Origin of the sequence: Actinomadura sp. NPDC049382 (assembly GCF_040677125.1) — a bacterium.
GTDB lineage: Bacteria > Actinomycetota > Actinomycetes > Streptosporangiales > Streptosporangiaceae > Spirillospora > Spirillospora geliboluensis.
In genome coordinates this window covers 105488-119900 of record NZ_JBFARO010000011.1, presented here as the reverse complement: position 1 = coordinate 119900, position 14413 = coordinate 105488, and the positions used below count along the sequence as shown (strand labels likewise).

At 71.9% G+C, this 14413-nt stretch carries 15 protein-coding genes; 11 read left to right on the top strand and 4 right to left on the bottom strand.

The genetic code is table 11. The annotated features are described in order from the left end of the window. Positions 1 to 220 precede the first annotated feature (220 nt). The 4 genes from AB0K34_RS10425 to aac(3) all read left to right on the top strand — a co-directional run bounded on the left by AB0K34_RS10425 (position 221) and on the right by aac(3) (position 5431). Complete coding sequence (locus AB0K34_RS10425) at positions 221 to 1978, top strand: acyl-CoA dehydrogenase family protein (protein WP_301174506.1); 1758 nt, start codon at positions 221 to 223, stop codon at positions 1976 to 1978. A gap of 122 nt (positions 1979 to 2100) precedes the next feature. Continuing rightward, complete coding sequence (locus AB0K34_RS10420; protein WP_301174505.1) at positions 2101 to 3348, top strand: cytochrome P450; 1248 nt, start codon at positions 2101 to 2103, stop codon at positions 3346 to 3348. A 74-nt stretch (positions 3349 to 3422) separates the two neighbouring features. Continuing rightward, positions 3423 to 4517, top strand: coding sequence for an NAD(P)-dependent alcohol dehydrogenase (locus tag AB0K34_RS10415; protein WP_301174504.1), 1095 nt, complete (start codon positions 3423 to 3425; stop codon positions 4515 to 4517). Between the two features lie 56 nt (positions 4518 to 4573). Further along, positions 4574 to 5431, top strand: coding sequence for an aminoglycoside 3-N-acetyltransferase (gene aac(3), locus AB0K34_RS10410; protein ID WP_301174503.1), 858 nt, complete (start codon positions 4574 to 4576; stop codon positions 5429 to 5431). Here the strand turns inward: aac(3) and AB0K34_RS10405 are convergent. After that, positions 5428 to 6336, bottom strand: coding sequence for an NAD(P)-dependent oxidoreductase (locus AB0K34_RS10405; protein WP_301174502.1), 909 nt, complete (start codon positions 6334 to 6336; stop codon positions 5428 to 5430). The two genes, aac(3) and AB0K34_RS10405, sit on opposite strands and share 4 nt — an antisense overlap. Positions 6337 to 6451: 115 nt before the next feature. Here AB0K34_RS10405 and AB0K34_RS10400 point away from each other — a divergent pair, with 115 nt between their 5' ends. From AB0K34_RS10400 to AB0K34_RS10390, 3 genes are read left to right on the top strand one after another with little or no spacing between them, the layout of a single operon-like run. Further along, positions 6452 to 7447 carry a nitronate monooxygenase gene (locus tag AB0K34_RS10400; RefSeq protein ID WP_364547251.1) on the top strand — a complete coding sequence of 332 codons (996 nt, stop codon included), beginning with the start codon at positions 6452 to 6454 and terminating at the stop codon, positions 7445 to 7447. A gap of 8 nt (positions 7448 to 7455) precedes the next feature. Beyond that, complete coding sequence (locus AB0K34_RS10395; RefSeq protein ID WP_301174500.1) at positions 7456 to 7914, top strand: ATP-binding protein; 459 nt, start codon at positions 7456 to 7458, stop codon at positions 7912 to 7914. Beyond that, positions 7901 to 8647, top strand: a complete 747-nt coding sequence (locus tag AB0K34_RS10390; protein ID WP_301174499.1) for a tRNA(His) guanylyltransferase Thg1 family protein — start codon at positions 7901 to 7903, stop codon at positions 8645 to 8647. The genes AB0K34_RS10395 and AB0K34_RS10390 overlap by 14 nt, the downstream gene beginning before the upstream one ends. Here the strand turns inward: AB0K34_RS10390 and AB0K34_RS10385 are convergent. Continuing rightward, a complete protein-coding gene (locus AB0K34_RS10385) occupies positions 8644 to 9003 on the bottom strand; it encodes a helix-turn-helix domain-containing protein (protein WP_138641680.1) in 360 nt (119 codons plus the stop codon). The genes AB0K34_RS10390 and AB0K34_RS10385 overlap by 4 nt on opposite strands. Before the next feature lie 55 nt (positions 9004 to 9058). On the opposite strand from AB0K34_RS10385, the gene AB0K34_RS10380 reads away from it, so the two are divergent. Beyond that, a complete protein-coding gene (locus tag AB0K34_RS10380) occupies positions 9059 to 9448 on the top strand; it encodes a DUF4440 domain-containing protein (protein WP_301174498.1) in 390 nt (129 codons plus the stop codon). A 103-nt stretch (positions 9449 to 9551) separates the two neighbouring features. Then, a complete protein-coding gene (locus AB0K34_RS10375) occupies positions 9552 to 10460 on the top strand; it encodes an SDR family oxidoreductase (protein ID WP_301174497.1) in 909 nt (302 codons plus the stop codon). A gap of 53 nt (positions 10461 to 10513) precedes the next feature. Here AB0K34_RS10375 and AB0K34_RS10370 read toward each other — a convergent pair whose 3' ends face one another. Beyond that, positions 10514 to 11617, bottom strand: coding sequence for a phospholipase D-like domain-containing protein (locus AB0K34_RS10370; protein ID WP_301174496.1), 1104 nt, complete (start codon positions 11615 to 11617; stop codon positions 10514 to 10516). Positions 11618 to 11845: 228 nt separating this feature from the next. Between AB0K34_RS10370 and AB0K34_RS10365 the strand changes: the two genes are divergently transcribed. Beyond that, positions 11846 to 12283, top strand: coding sequence for a DoxX family protein (locus AB0K34_RS10365; RefSeq protein WP_301174495.1), 438 nt, complete (start codon positions 11846 to 11848; stop codon positions 12281 to 12283). Between the two features lie 58 nt (positions 12284 to 12341). Here AB0K34_RS10365 and AB0K34_RS10360 read toward each other — a convergent pair whose 3' ends face one another. Continuing rightward, the gene (locus AB0K34_RS10360) at positions 12342 to 13652 is read right to left on the bottom strand and encodes an MFS transporter (RefSeq protein WP_138640086.1); all 1311 of its coding nucleotides are present in this window, start codon (positions 13650 to 13652) and stop codon (positions 12342 to 12344) included. Between the two features lie 81 nt (positions 13653 to 13733). On the opposite strand from AB0K34_RS10360, the gene AB0K34_RS10355 reads away from it, so the two are divergent. Further along, complete coding sequence (locus tag AB0K34_RS10355) at positions 13734 to 14348, top strand: TetR/AcrR family transcriptional regulator (protein WP_138640085.1); 615 nt, start codon at positions 13734 to 13736, stop codon at positions 14346 to 14348. Positions 14349 to 14413 lie beyond the last annotated feature (65 nt).

Sequence of the window (14413 nt, the reverse complement as noted above, 5' to 3'; positions counted from 1 at the left end):
CGACGTCGCGCGGGGCGCCGCCCGGCGGGGCCCAGGCGACGCGGTTCACCGACGGGCCGTGGCGCGGGTCGAAGAAGCAGAGAGGGCGGCCGGTCAGGGCGGGGTCGGCGCCGTGCTCGTCCGGGTCGAAGGGGAAGGCAGAGCGTACCGATGTGGTCGTTTCGGGCGCACTGCCGTTACAGGCTTCCATCATGTGACGAAAAAGCGTAATGTCGGACGCATGACGTCCTATCTGATCGAGCCGTTCGACCGGCTGCCGTTCGGCGGCGCGGAGAAGGCGCGCCGGTACGCGACCGAGCGCTACCAGGGGGCCGTGGGCCGCAACTGGTACGACTGCGACCCCACGCTGCGGTTCCTGATGCGGCGCCACCTCGGGGACGGGTTCGGCTGGGCCGAGCCGCGGCTGAAGGAGATGGGCGCGCTGATGGGCGGGCCGGTCGCCGAGCGGGCCGAGGAGACCGACCGGAACCCGCCCCGGCTGGAGAAGTACGACCGGTGGGGGCGCGACGTCAGCGAGGTCGTCATGCCGCCGTCGTTCGAGGCGGCCCGGCGGGACATCGTCGCGACGTCGTTCACGCGGCCCGACTTCGTCGCGGAGGCGAAGGCCAACGGGGTCGACCCGGCGCCGCTGGGCGTGGCCTGGAGCTACCTGCTGGACCAGGCCGACATCGGCATGGCGTGCGCGCTCGGCACCGGCGGCGACATGGTCGTCCAGCTGACCGAGATGTTCGCGCCCGAGGACGTCAGGGAGCGGGTGCGGGAGCTGTTCGCGGCCGGGGAGATGTCCGGCGAGGCCGCACAGATGCTGACGGAGCGGTCCGGCGGATCGGATCTGGGCGCCCTGGAGTCGACGGCGACCAAGGACGGCGACGCCTGGCGGGTCAACGGGCTCAAGTGGTTCGCGTCCAACGCCAACGGGTCGGCGTTCGTGGTGCTGGCCAAGTCGGAGGGCGCCGCCGACGGGGTGCGGGGCATCGCGCCGTTCCTCGTCCTGACGGAGCGGCGGGACGGCACGCGCAACGGCGTCCGGATCCGCCGGCTCAAGGACAAGCTCGGCACCCGCTCCGTGGCCTCGGCGGAGATCGAGTTCACCGACGCGGAGGCGTTCCTGCTGGCCCCGTCGTCCAGCGCCGGGCAGGGCGGCGACGGCAAGGGCCTGGCCCGCATGATGGAGCTGACCAACGGGGCCCGCCTCGGCATCTCGATGATGGGCCTCGGCTGCGCGCGGCGGGCGCTGGTCGAGTCGCTCTGCTACGCGCGGGCGCGCGAGGCGTTCGGTGCCCCGCTGGCCGACCAGCCGCTCATGCGCCGCAAGCTCGCCGAGCTGATCGTGGAGACCGAGGCCGCGCAGGCACTCGTGTTCGACGGCTATCTAGGACGTCCCAGGCTGCGCATAGGGGCGGCGCTCATCAAGCTGAGGGCCGCCAGGCTCGGTGTGACGGCCGCCAGCGACGCCATCGAAATCCATGGCGGGAACGGCTACATCGAGCAGTGGCCGGTAGCGCGCCTTCTGCGCGACGCCCAGGTCAACCCCATCTGGGAGGGCGGCGACAACATCCTGTGCCTGGACGTCCGCCGCGCCATCGAACGGCAGGACGCGCACGAGCCGTTCCTCGAAAGGCTCACGCAGGCCGTCCGGCAGGCGCCGCAGGGGGACGACGCCACGGCCGAGCTGGTCGGCGAGCGCATCGGGCATCTCCGCCAGGCCATAGCGGCATGGCGCGGCCTGGACAGGACTGTCGCCGAGGCGCGCCTCTTCCCGCTCGCCCAGTACATGGCGGACGTCTATGCGGCAGCCTTGCTCCTGGAGCAGGCGGGCTGGGAGCGCGCCGACTCCGGCACGGACCGCAAGGCGCTCGTCGCCCGCCTCTACGCCCGGACGCACCTCGCCGACACCGGCCCGCTGCGCGCGATCGACGCCCCCGCCGAGGACCTCGACCGCTTCGCGGACCTGGCGGACGGCGCGTTCACCGGCTAGGCGGTCATCGGCCGGGCATTCGGCGGCCGGGAGCGGCGCGGCGCGGTCGGTGATCATTGACCGAACAGGATTCGGGCCCGTAGGTTCCTGGGAGGCGGCAGCCCCGATCGAGGAGCAGAGCGATGACGCTTACCGTGGCCGAGGCGGGCCTCGACCTCGCCGATCCGAACGCCTACGCCGACGACCGGCGGCTGCACGCGTCGCTCGCGCTGCTGCGCCGCGAGTCGCCGGTGCACCGGGTGGACGCCCCCGACTACGAGCCGTTCTGGGCGATCACCAGGCACGAGGACGTCCTGGAGGTCGAGCGCAACCACCAGATCTTCCTGAACGCGCCGCGCCCGCTGCTCGGCACCGCCGAGTTCGACCGGCTGAACCGGCAGCGGGCCGAGCAGGGCATCGCGCTGCGCACGCTCATCCACATGGACGACCCCGACCACCGGGTCATCCGGGCGATCGGCGCGGACTGGTTCCGGCCGCGCGCGATGCGGGCGCTGGAGCCGCGCATCAAGGAGCTCGCGAAGCGGTACGTCGACCGGCTGGTGGAGCGCGGCGGCGAATGCGACTTCGCGCAGGAGGTCGCCGTCCATTTCCCGCTGTACGTGATCCTGTCGCTGCTCGGGCTTCCGGAGAGCGACTTCGGCCGCATGCTGAAGCTGACGCAGGAACTGTTCGGCGGGGACGACGCCGAGTTCCAGCGCGGTACGACCAACGAGGAGAAGCTGCAGGTCCTGCTCGACTTCTTCGCCTATTTCCAGGAACTGACGGTGGCGCGCCGCAAGGACCCGACCGACGACCTCGCGTCCGCCATCGCGAACGCGCGGGTCGACGGCGAGCCGCTCAACGACTTCGACACCGCCTCGTACTACGTCATCATCGCGACGGCCGGGCACGACACCACCAGCGCGACGATCTCCGGCGGTCTGCACGCCCTCATCGAGCACCCCGACCAGCTCGAACGGCTCCGCGACAAGCCGGAGCTGATGCCGTTCGCGGTGGACGAGATGATCCGCTGGGTGACGCCGGTCAAGGAGTTCATGCGCACCGCAACGCGGGATTACGAACTGCGCGGCACGACCATTCGCGAGGGCGACGCCGTCCTGCTCTCCTACCCGTCGGCGAACCGCGACGAGGACGTCTTCGACGATCCCTTCATGTTCGACGTCGGCCGCGACCCGAACAAGCACCTCGCGTTCGGTTTCGGCGTCCACTACTGCCTCGGCGCCGCGCTCGCCCGCATGGAGATCCGCGCGTTCTACGAGGAGCTCATACCGCGCCTCCGCTCGATCGAACTCGCCGGGGACCCGGTGGGCATCGCCACCACCTTCGTCGGCGGCCTGAAGCGCCTCCCGATCCGCTACTCCATCGTCTGAGCGCGTCCCCGCCCGCGTCCCGCCGTCTGAAGCGCCTCCCGCCCGCCCCTCCCTCCTCCCCGAAGGAAGCCCTGGTGCAGATCAACGCCGCGGTGCTGCGCGCCGCAGACGCCCCGTACACGATCGAGTCGCTCGACCTCGCCGACCCCGGGCCCGGCGAGGTGCTCGTCAAGATCGCGGGCGCCGGGATGTGCCACACCGACATGCTCGGACGGGTGCCGGGCGACCTGGTCGCCAAGCCCGTCGTGCTCGGCCACGAGGGCTCGGGCGTGGTCGAGGCGGTCGGGGCCGGCGTCACCGGCCTCACCCCCGGCGACCACGTGGTCATGTCGTTCGACTCGTGCGGGACGTGCGACACCTGCCGCACCGCGCGCCCCGGCGCGTGCCCGCAGATGATGGCGCTCAACATGCTCGCGGTGCCGCTGGACGGCGTGCCGCGCGCCACGGCCGGCGACGGCGAGGCCGTCCACACCCGCTGGTTCGGGCAGTCGTCGTTCGCGAGCCACGCGCTCGGGACCGTCCGCAACGTCGTGCCGGTCACCGCCGACGCGCCGCTCGAACAGCTCGGGCCGCTCGGCTGCGGCGTGCAGACCGGCGCCGGCTCGGTGCTGATCTCCCTCGGCGTCCGCGCCGGCGACAGCATCGCGGTCTTCGGCGCGGGCGCGGTCGGGCTGGCCGCCGTGATGGCCGCGCGGGTCGCGGGCGCGACCACGATCGTCGCCGTCGACCTGCACGAGTCCCGGCTCGACCTGGCCCGCGAGCTGGGCGCCACGCACGTGCTGAACGGAGCGGACGACGACATCGCCGGACAGATCCGGGCGATCTCCGGCGGCGAGGGGGTGCGGTACTCGTTCGACACCACCGCCGTCCCCGAGGTGGTGTCGACGGCGGTCGCGTCGCTGTGCACCACCGGCGTCTGCGGCCTGGTCGGCGTCGGCGCCGCCGAGTACCGGCTGGACGCGAACCTGCTGCTCATGGGCCGGACGGTCAAGGGCATCATCGAGGGCGACGCCGTCCCGCACACGTTCATCCCGACGATGATCGAGCTGTGGCGGCAGGGCCGGTTCCCGTTCGACCGCCTCATCACGACCTACCCGCTCGACCAGATCAACCAGGCGGAGGCAGACACGACGTCCGGAAAGGTCGTCAAGCCGGTCCTGATCCCCTAGGGCGGACGTCCGAAAAAGGGTCGACCCGGGCCGGGGCCGGTGCGTACGTTGCGCTCATGGACGAGTTGGACCTGCTCAAGCGCTCCGGCGGCCCGGTCACCCGCGACGCCCTCGCCCGCGACCTGGCCGCGCTCGGCGTCGCCGAGGGCGACATCGTGATGTTCCATACCCGCATGTCGGCGCTGGGCTATGTCGCCGGCGGCACGCAGACGGTCATCGGCGCGCTGCAAGACGCGGTCGGCGGCACGGGCACGCTGATGGTCACCTGCGGCTGGAACGACGCCCCGCCCTACGACTTCACCGACTGGCCCGAGGACTGGCAGGCCGCCGTACGCGCCGGCCATCCCGCCTATGACCCGGTGCTCAGCGAGGCCGACCACAACAACGGCCGGCTGCCCGAGGCCCTGCGCCGCCACCCGGGCGCGGTGCGCAGCCGCCATCCCGACGTGAGCTTCGCCGCCCTCGGCCCGGACGCCCACGCCCTCATGGACGACCACCCCTGGGACGACCCGCACGGCCCAGGCAGCCCCCTGGCCCGCCTCACCGACATGGGCGGCCGCGTGCTCCTGCTGGGTGCGCCCCTGGACACCCTTACTCTCCTGCACCACGCCGAAGCGCTCGCCGACGCGCCCGGCAAGCGGTTCGTCGACTACGAGCAGCCCATCACCGTGGACGGCGAGCGCGTCTGGCGGCGCTTCCACGACATCGATTCCGAGAACGGCGCCTTCGACTACAGCCCGGTCGTCCCCGAAGAGCAGGACCCTTTCGACGCGATCGTCCGCGACATGCTCGCCGCCGGGCACGGCCGCCGGGGCAAGGTCGGCGCCGCCGACGGCCACCTGTTCGAAGCGCCCGAGGTTGTGAGCTTCGGCGTCGACTGGATCGAGACGAGACTCGCGGCCGACCGCGGCTAGACGACGCGGTGGAGGAGGGCGTCGCCGCGGGCGAGCCGATGGCAGTTCTCCGCGGCGACGGCGAAGTAGCGGTCCCACGTCTCGCGGGTCAGCCAGGCGACGTGCGGCATCACGACGACGTTGTCCAGGGCGAGGAGCGGGTTGGACGCGTCCGCCGGCTCCTTCTCGAAGACGTCGAGGCCGGCGCCGCCGAGCCGGCCGGACGCCAGCGCGTCCACCAGCGCCGCCTCGTCGATGACCGCGCCGCGCGCCGTGTTCACGACGATCGCGCCGTCTGGCAGCAGCGCGAGCCGACCGGCGTCGAGCAGGTGATGCGTCTCGTCGGTCAGCGGGACGTGCACCGACACGATGTCGCTCGCGCGCAGCAGGTCGTCCAGCTCCCGCCAGGCCGGGTCGTCGCGGCGCGGCCGCCGCGACGTGTAGAGGACGCGCGCGCCGACCGCCTCCAGCATGCCGCGCAGCAGCGTCGCGATCTCGCCGCCGCCGAGCAGGCCGACGGTCCGCCCGGCCAGTTCCCCGCCGACCAGGGCCCGGTCGGCGGGCCAGCCCGCGCCGCGCCGCGTCCGCGCGTCGAACGCGACGACCCGGCGCAGCGCCGCCAGCATCAGCAGCAGCGACGTCTCCGCGACGGCCTGCGCGTTCCGCCCCGGCATGTTCGCGACCGCGATCCCGCGCTCCCGCGCCGCGTCCAGGTCGATCGTGTTGACCCCGGTGCCGAGCTTCTGGATCAGCCGCAGCTTCGGCGCCCGGTCCATGTCGGCGGCCGTGAGCGGACGCAGCACGTGCCAGACGACCTCGGCGTCCGGCAGCAGTTCCGCGAACCGCGCGTCGTCCTGCTCGGAGCAGCTCACGATGTCGAGACCGGGCTCCGCGTGGTCCATGTCGTAGTGCAGCAGCACCCGCATGCCGCCCCCTTCCGTCCGTTGAGGGAACCCCGGGTCGGCGCCCGGCCCTCCCCCCGGATTATCGTGCGGATCATGGGGAGGAGTCCCAGAGCACCGCGCGAGACGAGGTAACGCCATGTGGACGGACGTCCCCATCATCCAGGCGCCGATGGCGGGCGGCCCGTCGACGCCCGCCCTGGCCTCCGCCGTGTCGGACGCGGGCGGCCTCGGCTTCCTCGCCGCCGGCTACAAGACGCCCGAGGCCATGCGCGCCGACATCGCCGCGACCCGGGAGCTGACCTCGCGCCCGTTCGGGATGAACCTGTTCATGCCGTCCCTGGACGACATCGACCCGGCCGAAGTCGCCGCCTACCGCGACCGCCTCGCGCCCGAGGCCGACCGCCTCGGCGTCGCCCCCGGAACTCCCGGCGCCCGCGACGACGCCTACGAGGCCAAGGTCGCCGACCTGCTGTCCGACCCGCCGCCGTTCGTCAGCTTCACGTTCGGCTGCCCTTCGCCGGACGTCATCGAGGCGTTCCAGGCCAAAGGCGTGACCGTGGTCGTCACGGTGACGTCCGTGGACGAGGCGCGCCAGGCGTCCGCCGCCGACGCCCTCTGCCTGCAAGGGGCCGAGGCGGGCGGGCACCGCGGGTCGTTCACGAACACCTCCGACGAGCCGCTGCCGCTGCGCGTCCTGCTGCACTCCGTCCGCGCGATGACCTCGCAGCCCCTCATCGCGGCCGGCGGCCTCGCCTCGTCCTCGGACATCGCCGAGATCCTCTCCCTCGGCGCCGTCGCCGCCCAACTCGGGACGGCGTTCGTCCGCTGCCCGGAGAGCGGCGCCAGCGCCGTCCACAGGGCCGCCCTGACCGACCCGCGCTTCACCTCCACCGCACTGACCCGCGCCTTCAGCGGACGCCTCGCCCGCGGCCTGGTCAACCGCTTCCTCACCGACCACTCGCCGCACGCGCCGGCCGCCTACCCGGACGTCCACTACGTGACCTCACCACTGCGCAAGGCGGCCGCCGCCAAGGGCGACCCGGACGGCGTGAACCTGTGGGCGGGCGAGTCCTTCCACAAGACATCCGACGCCCCCGCCGCCGACCTAGTACGCGCCCTGACCCCCCGCTGATGCCCGACTTGGCCATTCTGATCGGCCTTCAGGCGTCCGGGAAGACGACGTTCTACCGACGGCATCTCGCCGGACATGTCCATGTCAGCAAGGACCTCTTCCCGAGAGGGGCCCGGCGCAAGCAGGCGCGCCAGTTGAGGCTCATATCCGAGGCCCTGGAACAAGACCGTGACGTGGCGGTCGACAACACGAACCCGTCCCCGGACGAATGGCTGCCGCTCATCACCGTGGGCCGCCGCCACGGCGCGCACATCATCGGCTATTGGTTTCCTCCGGACGTCGAACTCTCGATGCGCCGCAACGCCGTCCGGCCACCCGAAATCCAGGTGCCGGACGTCGGCGTCTATGCCACTCTCAAACGTCTTCGCCGTCCGCGCCCGTCAGACGGCTTCGACGCGTTGTTCGCGGTGCTCCCCGCCGCCGGCGGCGCATTCGACGTCAGGGAGATGACCGATGAAGGACCTTGAAACGCGGATGCGCGCCCGCGAATGGTTCCACTCCCTGACCCTGCTCCCCGGCGCGTGGACGGTCATCCGCGTGGACGGCCGCTCCTTCTCCCGCTTCACCGAGTCCCGCTTCGACAAGCCCTTCGACCCGCGTTTCTCGGCGCTCATGGCCGGCGCCGCGAAGGCGCTCCTCAGCGACCTCGGCGGCCGCTACGCCTACACCGAGAGCGACGAGATCTCCGTCGTGCTCGACCCGTCGTTCGACCTGTTCGGCCGCGAGGTGGAGAAACTCGTCTCCCTGTCGGCGAGCATCGCGACCGCCGCGTTCACCCACGCCGCCGGCGAGCCCGTCGCGTTCGACAGCCGCATCTGGATGGGCACGGCCCTGGACGAGGTCGTCGACTACCTTTCCTGGCGCCAGGCCGACGCCGCCCGCTGCGCCCTGAACGGCTGGTGCTACTGGACGCTCCGCAACGAGGGCCGCTCCGCCCGGCAGGCGACCCGCGAACTCGAACGCACCTCCGTCTCGGCGAAGAACGAACTCCTCTACGCGCGCGGGATCAATTTCAACGAGGTTCCGGCCTGGCAGCGCCGCGGCGTGGGGCTCTGGTGGGAGAACTACGAGAAGTCCGGCCACGACCCCATTCGGGGCGTCGACGTGACCGCCACTCGCCGCCGCGTCCACGTCCAACGCGAACTCCCCATGAAGGACGCCTACCGCGACCTCGTCCGGTCACTGTTGGAGGCGGGTTAAAGCTCGTTGCCCCAGTCCCAGAGGGCCTGGAGAACCGGGCCGAGGCGGTGGCCGTGCGGAGTGAGGGCGTATTGCGTCCGGGGCGGCCATCCCGGCTGGCGGCGTCGTTCGAGCACTCCGCATTGGACGAGATGCGCCAAGCGGTCGGCGAGCACCTTGTCCGATAGAGCGGGCAGTGCCTGGCGCAGCTCAGTGAACGACCGGTCTTCGCGCAGGAGTTCCCGGACGACCAGCGTCATCCAGCGGCCGCGCAGGACGTCCAGCGTGATCTCCACCGGGCAGGAGGGGGTCGGCTCGTCCACGGCGGCGCGCGGATCGTCGGGCAGCCCCGGGTGGCCAACCGTTTGGTGAGTCACGAAAGCGCCTCCTAGCGTTGCCGCGTCCCTGCCCTGTCTACACGAAGGACACCGAATGCCGCGCCTCGCCGACCGTCCCGAAGACGTCCCGCACGTGTTCGCCGACCGCTTCAATTCCGGCGACCCGCCGGCGGTCGCGGAAATGTACGCCGAAGGGGCCGTCTTCGTCCCCACTCCGGGCACGCCGCTGACCGGCGGTGAAGCCCAGGCCGCCAATGCCGAATTCATGTCACTGGGCGTCCCGATCACCGTCGTCCCGCGCCACGTCTACACGGCGGGCGACCTTTCGCTCCTCATCGTCGACTGGACGATCGAAGGCCAAGACCGCGAGGGCAACCCCGTCCACATCGAAGGCACCGCCACCGACGTGGCCCGCCGCTGCCCGGACGGCCACTGGCGCTACATCATCGACAACCCCTTCGGCACCACCCCACCCCCACCCTGACGCCCACCAGCGTCCTGTTTGGCGGACGGCTTCAGGGGTAGCCGCCACAGGCAGTGACGGGGCCCTGCCCCTTCCACCGCAGACGCCCAGGGGGTTGCAGAACGTGCAGGACAACGGGAACGACCGCACGGAACCGCAGGTTCTCTCGGAGCCGGCGCCGCCGTACCCCAAGCAGCGGCAGCAGCCGCCCGGCAACGAGCAGGACGTCGAACTGAAGCCCCGCTACCAGGCGGAGCGCTACCGCGCGGCGGACAAGCTGCGCGGGAAGGTCGCGCTGATCACGGGCGGCGACTCGGGCATCGGACGCGCGGTGGCGGTGCTCTACGCCCGCGAGGGCGCGGACGTCGCCATCGTGTACCTGCCGGAGGAGCAGCCGGACGCGGAGGAGACCCGCCGCGCCGTGGAGGCCGAAGGCCGCAAGTGCCTGCTGCTGCCCGGCGACCTCGCCGAGGCGTCGTTCTGCCACGACGCCGTCGAGCGGACGGTGCGTGAACTGGGCGACCTGAACATCCTGGTGCAGAACGCCGCGCACCTGAACAGCCAGCTGGACCTTTCGCAGCTCTCCTACGAGGACTGGGACCGGTCCTTCAAGGTGAACGTGTACTCGTACTTCCATCTCGTCCAGGCGGCGCGCCCGCACCTGAAGGCGGGCGACTCCATCATCGCGACCGCCTCGGAGGAGGCCCTCAAGGGCAGCGACACGATGATCGACTACGCGGCCAGCAAGGCCGCCCTCGTCAACTTCACCAAGTCGATCGCCTTCCATCTGGCCAAGGACGGCATCCGCGCGAACGTGGTGGCCCCGGGCCCGACGTGGACCGTGCTCAACATCGCCGACCCGAACATGCCGGAGGACGGGCTCGCGAACCTCGGCAGCGAGGGCCCGATGGGCCGCGTCGCGCAGCCGGAGGAGATGGCGCCGGCGTACGTGTACCTGGCGTCCGACGCCGACTCCAGCTACACGGTGGGCGAGATCCTCGCCGTAACCGGCGGCCTGACCACGACCCGCTGATCCGTTCGCCTCGTCCAGCGGCCGTCGCCTGCCGGCCTTTCCCGTCCCGTCTTTCAGGCGGGGCGGGAGAGGTCGGTGGTGATTCGGGAGATCTCGTGGAGGGCGAAGGCGGCTAGTTGGCGCTGGGCGGTCTCGGCGTCGTCGCGGGTCTCCTCCAGGTCACCGAGGACGATGATGTTCTCGTCGTTCAGCGTCGTGGCGGGCGCGGTGTAGTTGAAGCTGCCGGCGATCACCAGGCGCTCGTCGATGACCATGAGCTTGTGGTGCACCTTCCGGACGCCGGTGCCCGGCTTGTTCTCGAACAGCTGCACCCCGGCGGCCTTCAGCGGCTCGGTGGCGGCCCACGCCTGGGCGCCCTGGCCGTGGTCCAGCACGCCGCGGACGCGGGTCAGCGACGGCGCCAGCCTGATCATCGTGTCGTCGATGCCGGACGAGCGGGCGAAGGTGAACATCGCGAAGTCGACGCTCGACGCGGCCTTGAGCATCTGCTTCATGATCTCCATCTCGGGGCCGTGCCGGGGGGCGAACAGCGGCTTGACGCGGATCTGGCCCAGCCGGAACTCCGCCGGGCGCGGCTCCACGCGCTCATGCATCGCGCCGAACGTCCCCGAGCGCATCCGGAGGAACTCCTCCAGGTAGAGCGCCGCCGCGCGGCGGCCCCGCAGGATCAGGACGTGGTTGAGGTTGTTGCCCGCCTTGCCGGCGGAACCGCCCGCCGGGTTGGTGCCGGTGTCGGTGAGGGTGAAGTTCGCCGAGCCGGTCAGCACCGCGGCCGTCGGCTCGCCGGCGTCGCGCACGATGAACTTCTGGTGGAAGATCGCCGGGTTCAGGTCGGTGACGAGGTCCACGCCCGCGCGCAGCAGGGCCGCGTGGATGAGCCGGTTCTCCTCGTTGGCCCCGGCCGCCGCCCACGGGTCCGCGGCCGGACGGCCCTCCCGCAGGTAGTCGCCCTCCAGGATGATCTGCACCCGCACACCGCGCGCCCGCGCCGCGAGGATCGCCTGGGCGATCGTCCGGGAGTCCAGTTCCTGCACCGCGACGCGCAGCGTGTGCCGGGCCTCGGTGACGAAGTCGCGGATCACCGCGTCCAGGTCGTCGGGGCCGCCGAGGACGGTGGGTCCCGCATGGAGTTCGATACCGCCGATCCGGACAGCCATGACGCCCCCAGCCTCGCCGCCACCACTCCCCTACATTTCCCCACAATCTGGGTCGATCTTCCAGAGGGACCCTGACGGCTTCTGATGCGGGGTTACCCTGCCTGACCTGGGCTTATGTGGTCTCGAAAAAATCTTGAAGAAAATCGGGGTGGGATGTCGATCCGGTCGGGGTCCGTGCGACGCGTCAGTGAAGGCCGATGAGATGCACCGCACGGAAGGACCACCGCCATGACCGCTCAGACCGCTCAGACCGTCCAGTCCCCCACCACCACCGCCGCCGCTGTTGACCGTGGCACGGTGCGCAGGGTGCTGTGGGTGCCGCAGGTGCTGCTCGCGGCGTTCCTGCTGATCGCGTCGGGGCTGCCCAAGCTGGTCGGGCAGGCCGACGCCGTGGAGACCTTCGACCTGATCGGGTGGGGCCAGTGGTTCCGCTACGTCACCGGGATCGTCGAGGTGTCCGGTGCGATCGGGCTGCTGGTGCCGCGGCTGGCGGGGCTCGCGGCGACCGGGCTGATCGGCCTGATGGCCGGCGCCATCACCACCCACCTGCTGGTGCTGGACCCGGCCTGGAGCCTGATGCCCGCCGCGTTCGCCGTCATCTTCGCCGCCATCGCCTGGAACCGCCGCCACGACACCCGCGAGCTCCTGCACTCCCTCAAGCGCTGAGCCAAAGCACCGCACGGCGGACGACCCGAGGCCATCCGGCTCCGGGTCGTCCGCCGTTTCAGCGTCCGGTACGGAGGCGCAGGGTCAGCACGGTCGTGAGGGCGGTAGCCGTGGCCAAGGCGAAGGCCGTGCGCAGGCCGACGAGGCTGTAGTCGGACAAGGCCCACACAGTGGTCGCCAAGGCGGGCCCTAGGGAGAAGCCGAGTTGGCGGGCCAGGCTCTGCGCCGCTCCGGCCGTGCCCTGGAGGTCGGGTGGCGCGCTCGACATGAGCCTTGCGAACGTCGGGCCCGCGAAGAGCCCGGTGCCCGCGCCGACGACGGCCAGGCGCCAGCTCAGGTCGGCCGGGTGCCAGCCGGTGCCGAGGGGCACCAGCAGCAGGACGCCGGCGGCCGTGACCGCGGCTCCGAGGACGGCCGCGCGGTCCGTCCCCCAGCGGTCGCCGAGGACGCCGCCGACGGGGCCCGCCGCGACCATCGCCACGGGGAACGCCAGGATCGCCGCCGCGGTGGCGGACGGGGAGAGCCCCAGCGTCCGCTGGAGGTAGAACGGCGCGAGGAACTCGGTGAGCGAGATGACCAGGGCGTTCAGCATGATCGCCGCGACGGGCGCGGCCAGCGCCGGGACGCGGAGGAGGGCCCGGACGGGGTCGCTCGCCCTCGTCCGGCCCCAGAGGCAGAGGGGCGGGACGGCGCCGGCGGACAGGGCCAGCCACGCGATGCCGTGGCTCGCCGACAGGGAGAGGGAGAGCAGCAGCGTGACGCTCGCCGCGGCGAGGAGCGCCGTCTCGGACAGGAAGGCGCGGCCCGGGAGGCGGAGGGCGTCCGGCGGCAGGGTGGTCAGGGCGATGGCCGTGACGAGGACGCCGATCGGGATGTTGATGTAGAAGATCCACGGCCATCCCCAGGCTTGGACGATCACTCCGCCGAGCGGCGGGCCGCTCACGGCGCCCAGCGGGCCGAGCGTCATGACGAGCGCGCCCGCCCGTCCGGCCAGGTCGGGGCGGACGGCGCGGATCACGATCGTCGGGATCACCGCGAACAGCACCGCCGCGAAGGCGCCCTGCGCGACCCGGGACGCGACGAGCTGCGCGAGGGACGGCGCCAGCCCGGCGGCCAGGCTGCTCAGCGTGAAGCCGGCCACGGCGAGCAGCAGCGCCGCGCGCGGGCCGGTGCGGTCGAGCCACCGGCCGGCGGGGAGCGTGAGCGCGATCAGCGGCGCGAGGTAGCCGAGGACGACCCATTCGGCGGCGGACGTCCGCACCCCGAAGCCGCGTTCGAGCGACGGCAGCGCCACCGCGACGATGCTCGTGTCCAGTGTCGCCATGAAGACGACGAGGCCGCTGCCCGCGACCGGCCACCACTGCCGCATACATCCCCCTTAACTGCACATGATGTGAAGTTAAAAAGTACACAGCGCGTGCAGTTTCGACAAGGCTGGAATCATGGGGCCATGCCCAGGTCGATCGAGGAGCCGCGGAACGCGCGGAGCCGCCGTTCCCGGATGGCGCTGCTGCGGGCCGCCCGCGAGCTCGTCGAGGAGCGCGGCATGGCGGCGACGACGATGGCGGCCGTCGCCGAGCACGCCGGGGTGTCGCGGCGGGCCGTCTACCTGCACTTCGCGTCCCGCGCCGACCTGATCACCGAGCTGTTCGGCTACGTCAACGAGGTCGAGGACCTGGAGGGCCGGTTCGCGCCGATCAGCGAGGCGCCCGACGCGGTGTCGGCGCTGGAGGCGTTCGCGCACCGGCACGCCGACTTCATGGCGCGCATCCTGCAGGTGTCGCGGGCCGTCGAGCGGGAGGCGGGCAACGACCCGGACGCGGCGCGGCACTGGGAGGCGGCGCTGTACTGGCGGCTGGAGACCAACCGGGCGCTGATCCGCCGGCTGGACGAGGAGGGCGTCCTCGCCCCCGGCTGGACGGTCGACACCGCCACCGACATGCTGCTCGCGCTCATCTCCAACGGGGTCAGCGAGACGCTGCTCAACGAGCGCGGGTGGACGCCGGAGCAGATCGGCGAGCACATGGCGCGGTTGCTGCGGTCCACGTTCACGACGGGCGGGTAGGACGATCCCGACTACCCCCGTTCGGGGGTGGCGCGGGTCACCCGGATGGCCAACCATCCAGGTGA

Bases quoted from the DNA above. Each gene is read 5' to 3' on its own strand.
- AB0K34_RS10425 (WP_301174506.1), top strand. From the start codon at position 221: ATGACGTCCTATCTGATCGAGCCGTTCGACCGGCTGCCGTTCGGCGGC.
- AB0K34_RS10420 (WP_301174505.1), top strand. From the start codon at position 2,101: ATGACGCTTACCGTGGCCGAGGCGGGCCTCGACCTCGCCGATCCGAAC.
- AB0K34_RS10405 (WP_301174502.1), bottom strand. From the start codon at position 6,336: ATGCGGGTGCTGCTGCACTACGACATGGACCACGCGGAGCCCGGTCTC.
- AB0K34_RS10400 (WP_364547251.1), top strand. From the start codon at position 6,452: ATGTGGACGGACGTCCCCATCATCCAGGCGCCGATGGCGGGCGGCCCG.
- AB0K34_RS10390 (WP_301174499.1), top strand. From the start codon at position 7,901: ATGAAGGACCTTGAAACGCGGATGCGCGCCCGCGAATGGTTCCACTCC.
- AB0K34_RS10380 (WP_301174498.1), top strand. From the start codon at position 9,059: ATGCCGCGCCTCGCCGACCGTCCCGAAGACGTCCCGCACGTGTTCGCC.
- AB0K34_RS10370 (WP_301174496.1), bottom strand. From the start codon at position 11,617: ATGGCTGTCCGGATCGGCGGTATCGAACTCCATGCGGGACCCACCGTC.
- AB0K34_RS10365 (WP_301174495.1), top strand. From the start codon at position 11,846: ATGACCGCTCAGACCGCTCAGACCGTCCAGTCCCCCACCACCACCGCC.
- AB0K34_RS10360 (WP_138640086.1), bottom strand. From the start codon at position 13,652: ATGCGGCAGTGGTGGCCGGTCGCGGGCAGCGGCCTCGTCGTCTTCATG.
- AB0K34_RS10355 (WP_138640085.1), top strand. From the start codon at position 13,734: ATGCCCAGGTCGATCGAGGAGCCGCGGAACGCGCGGAGCCGCCGTTCC.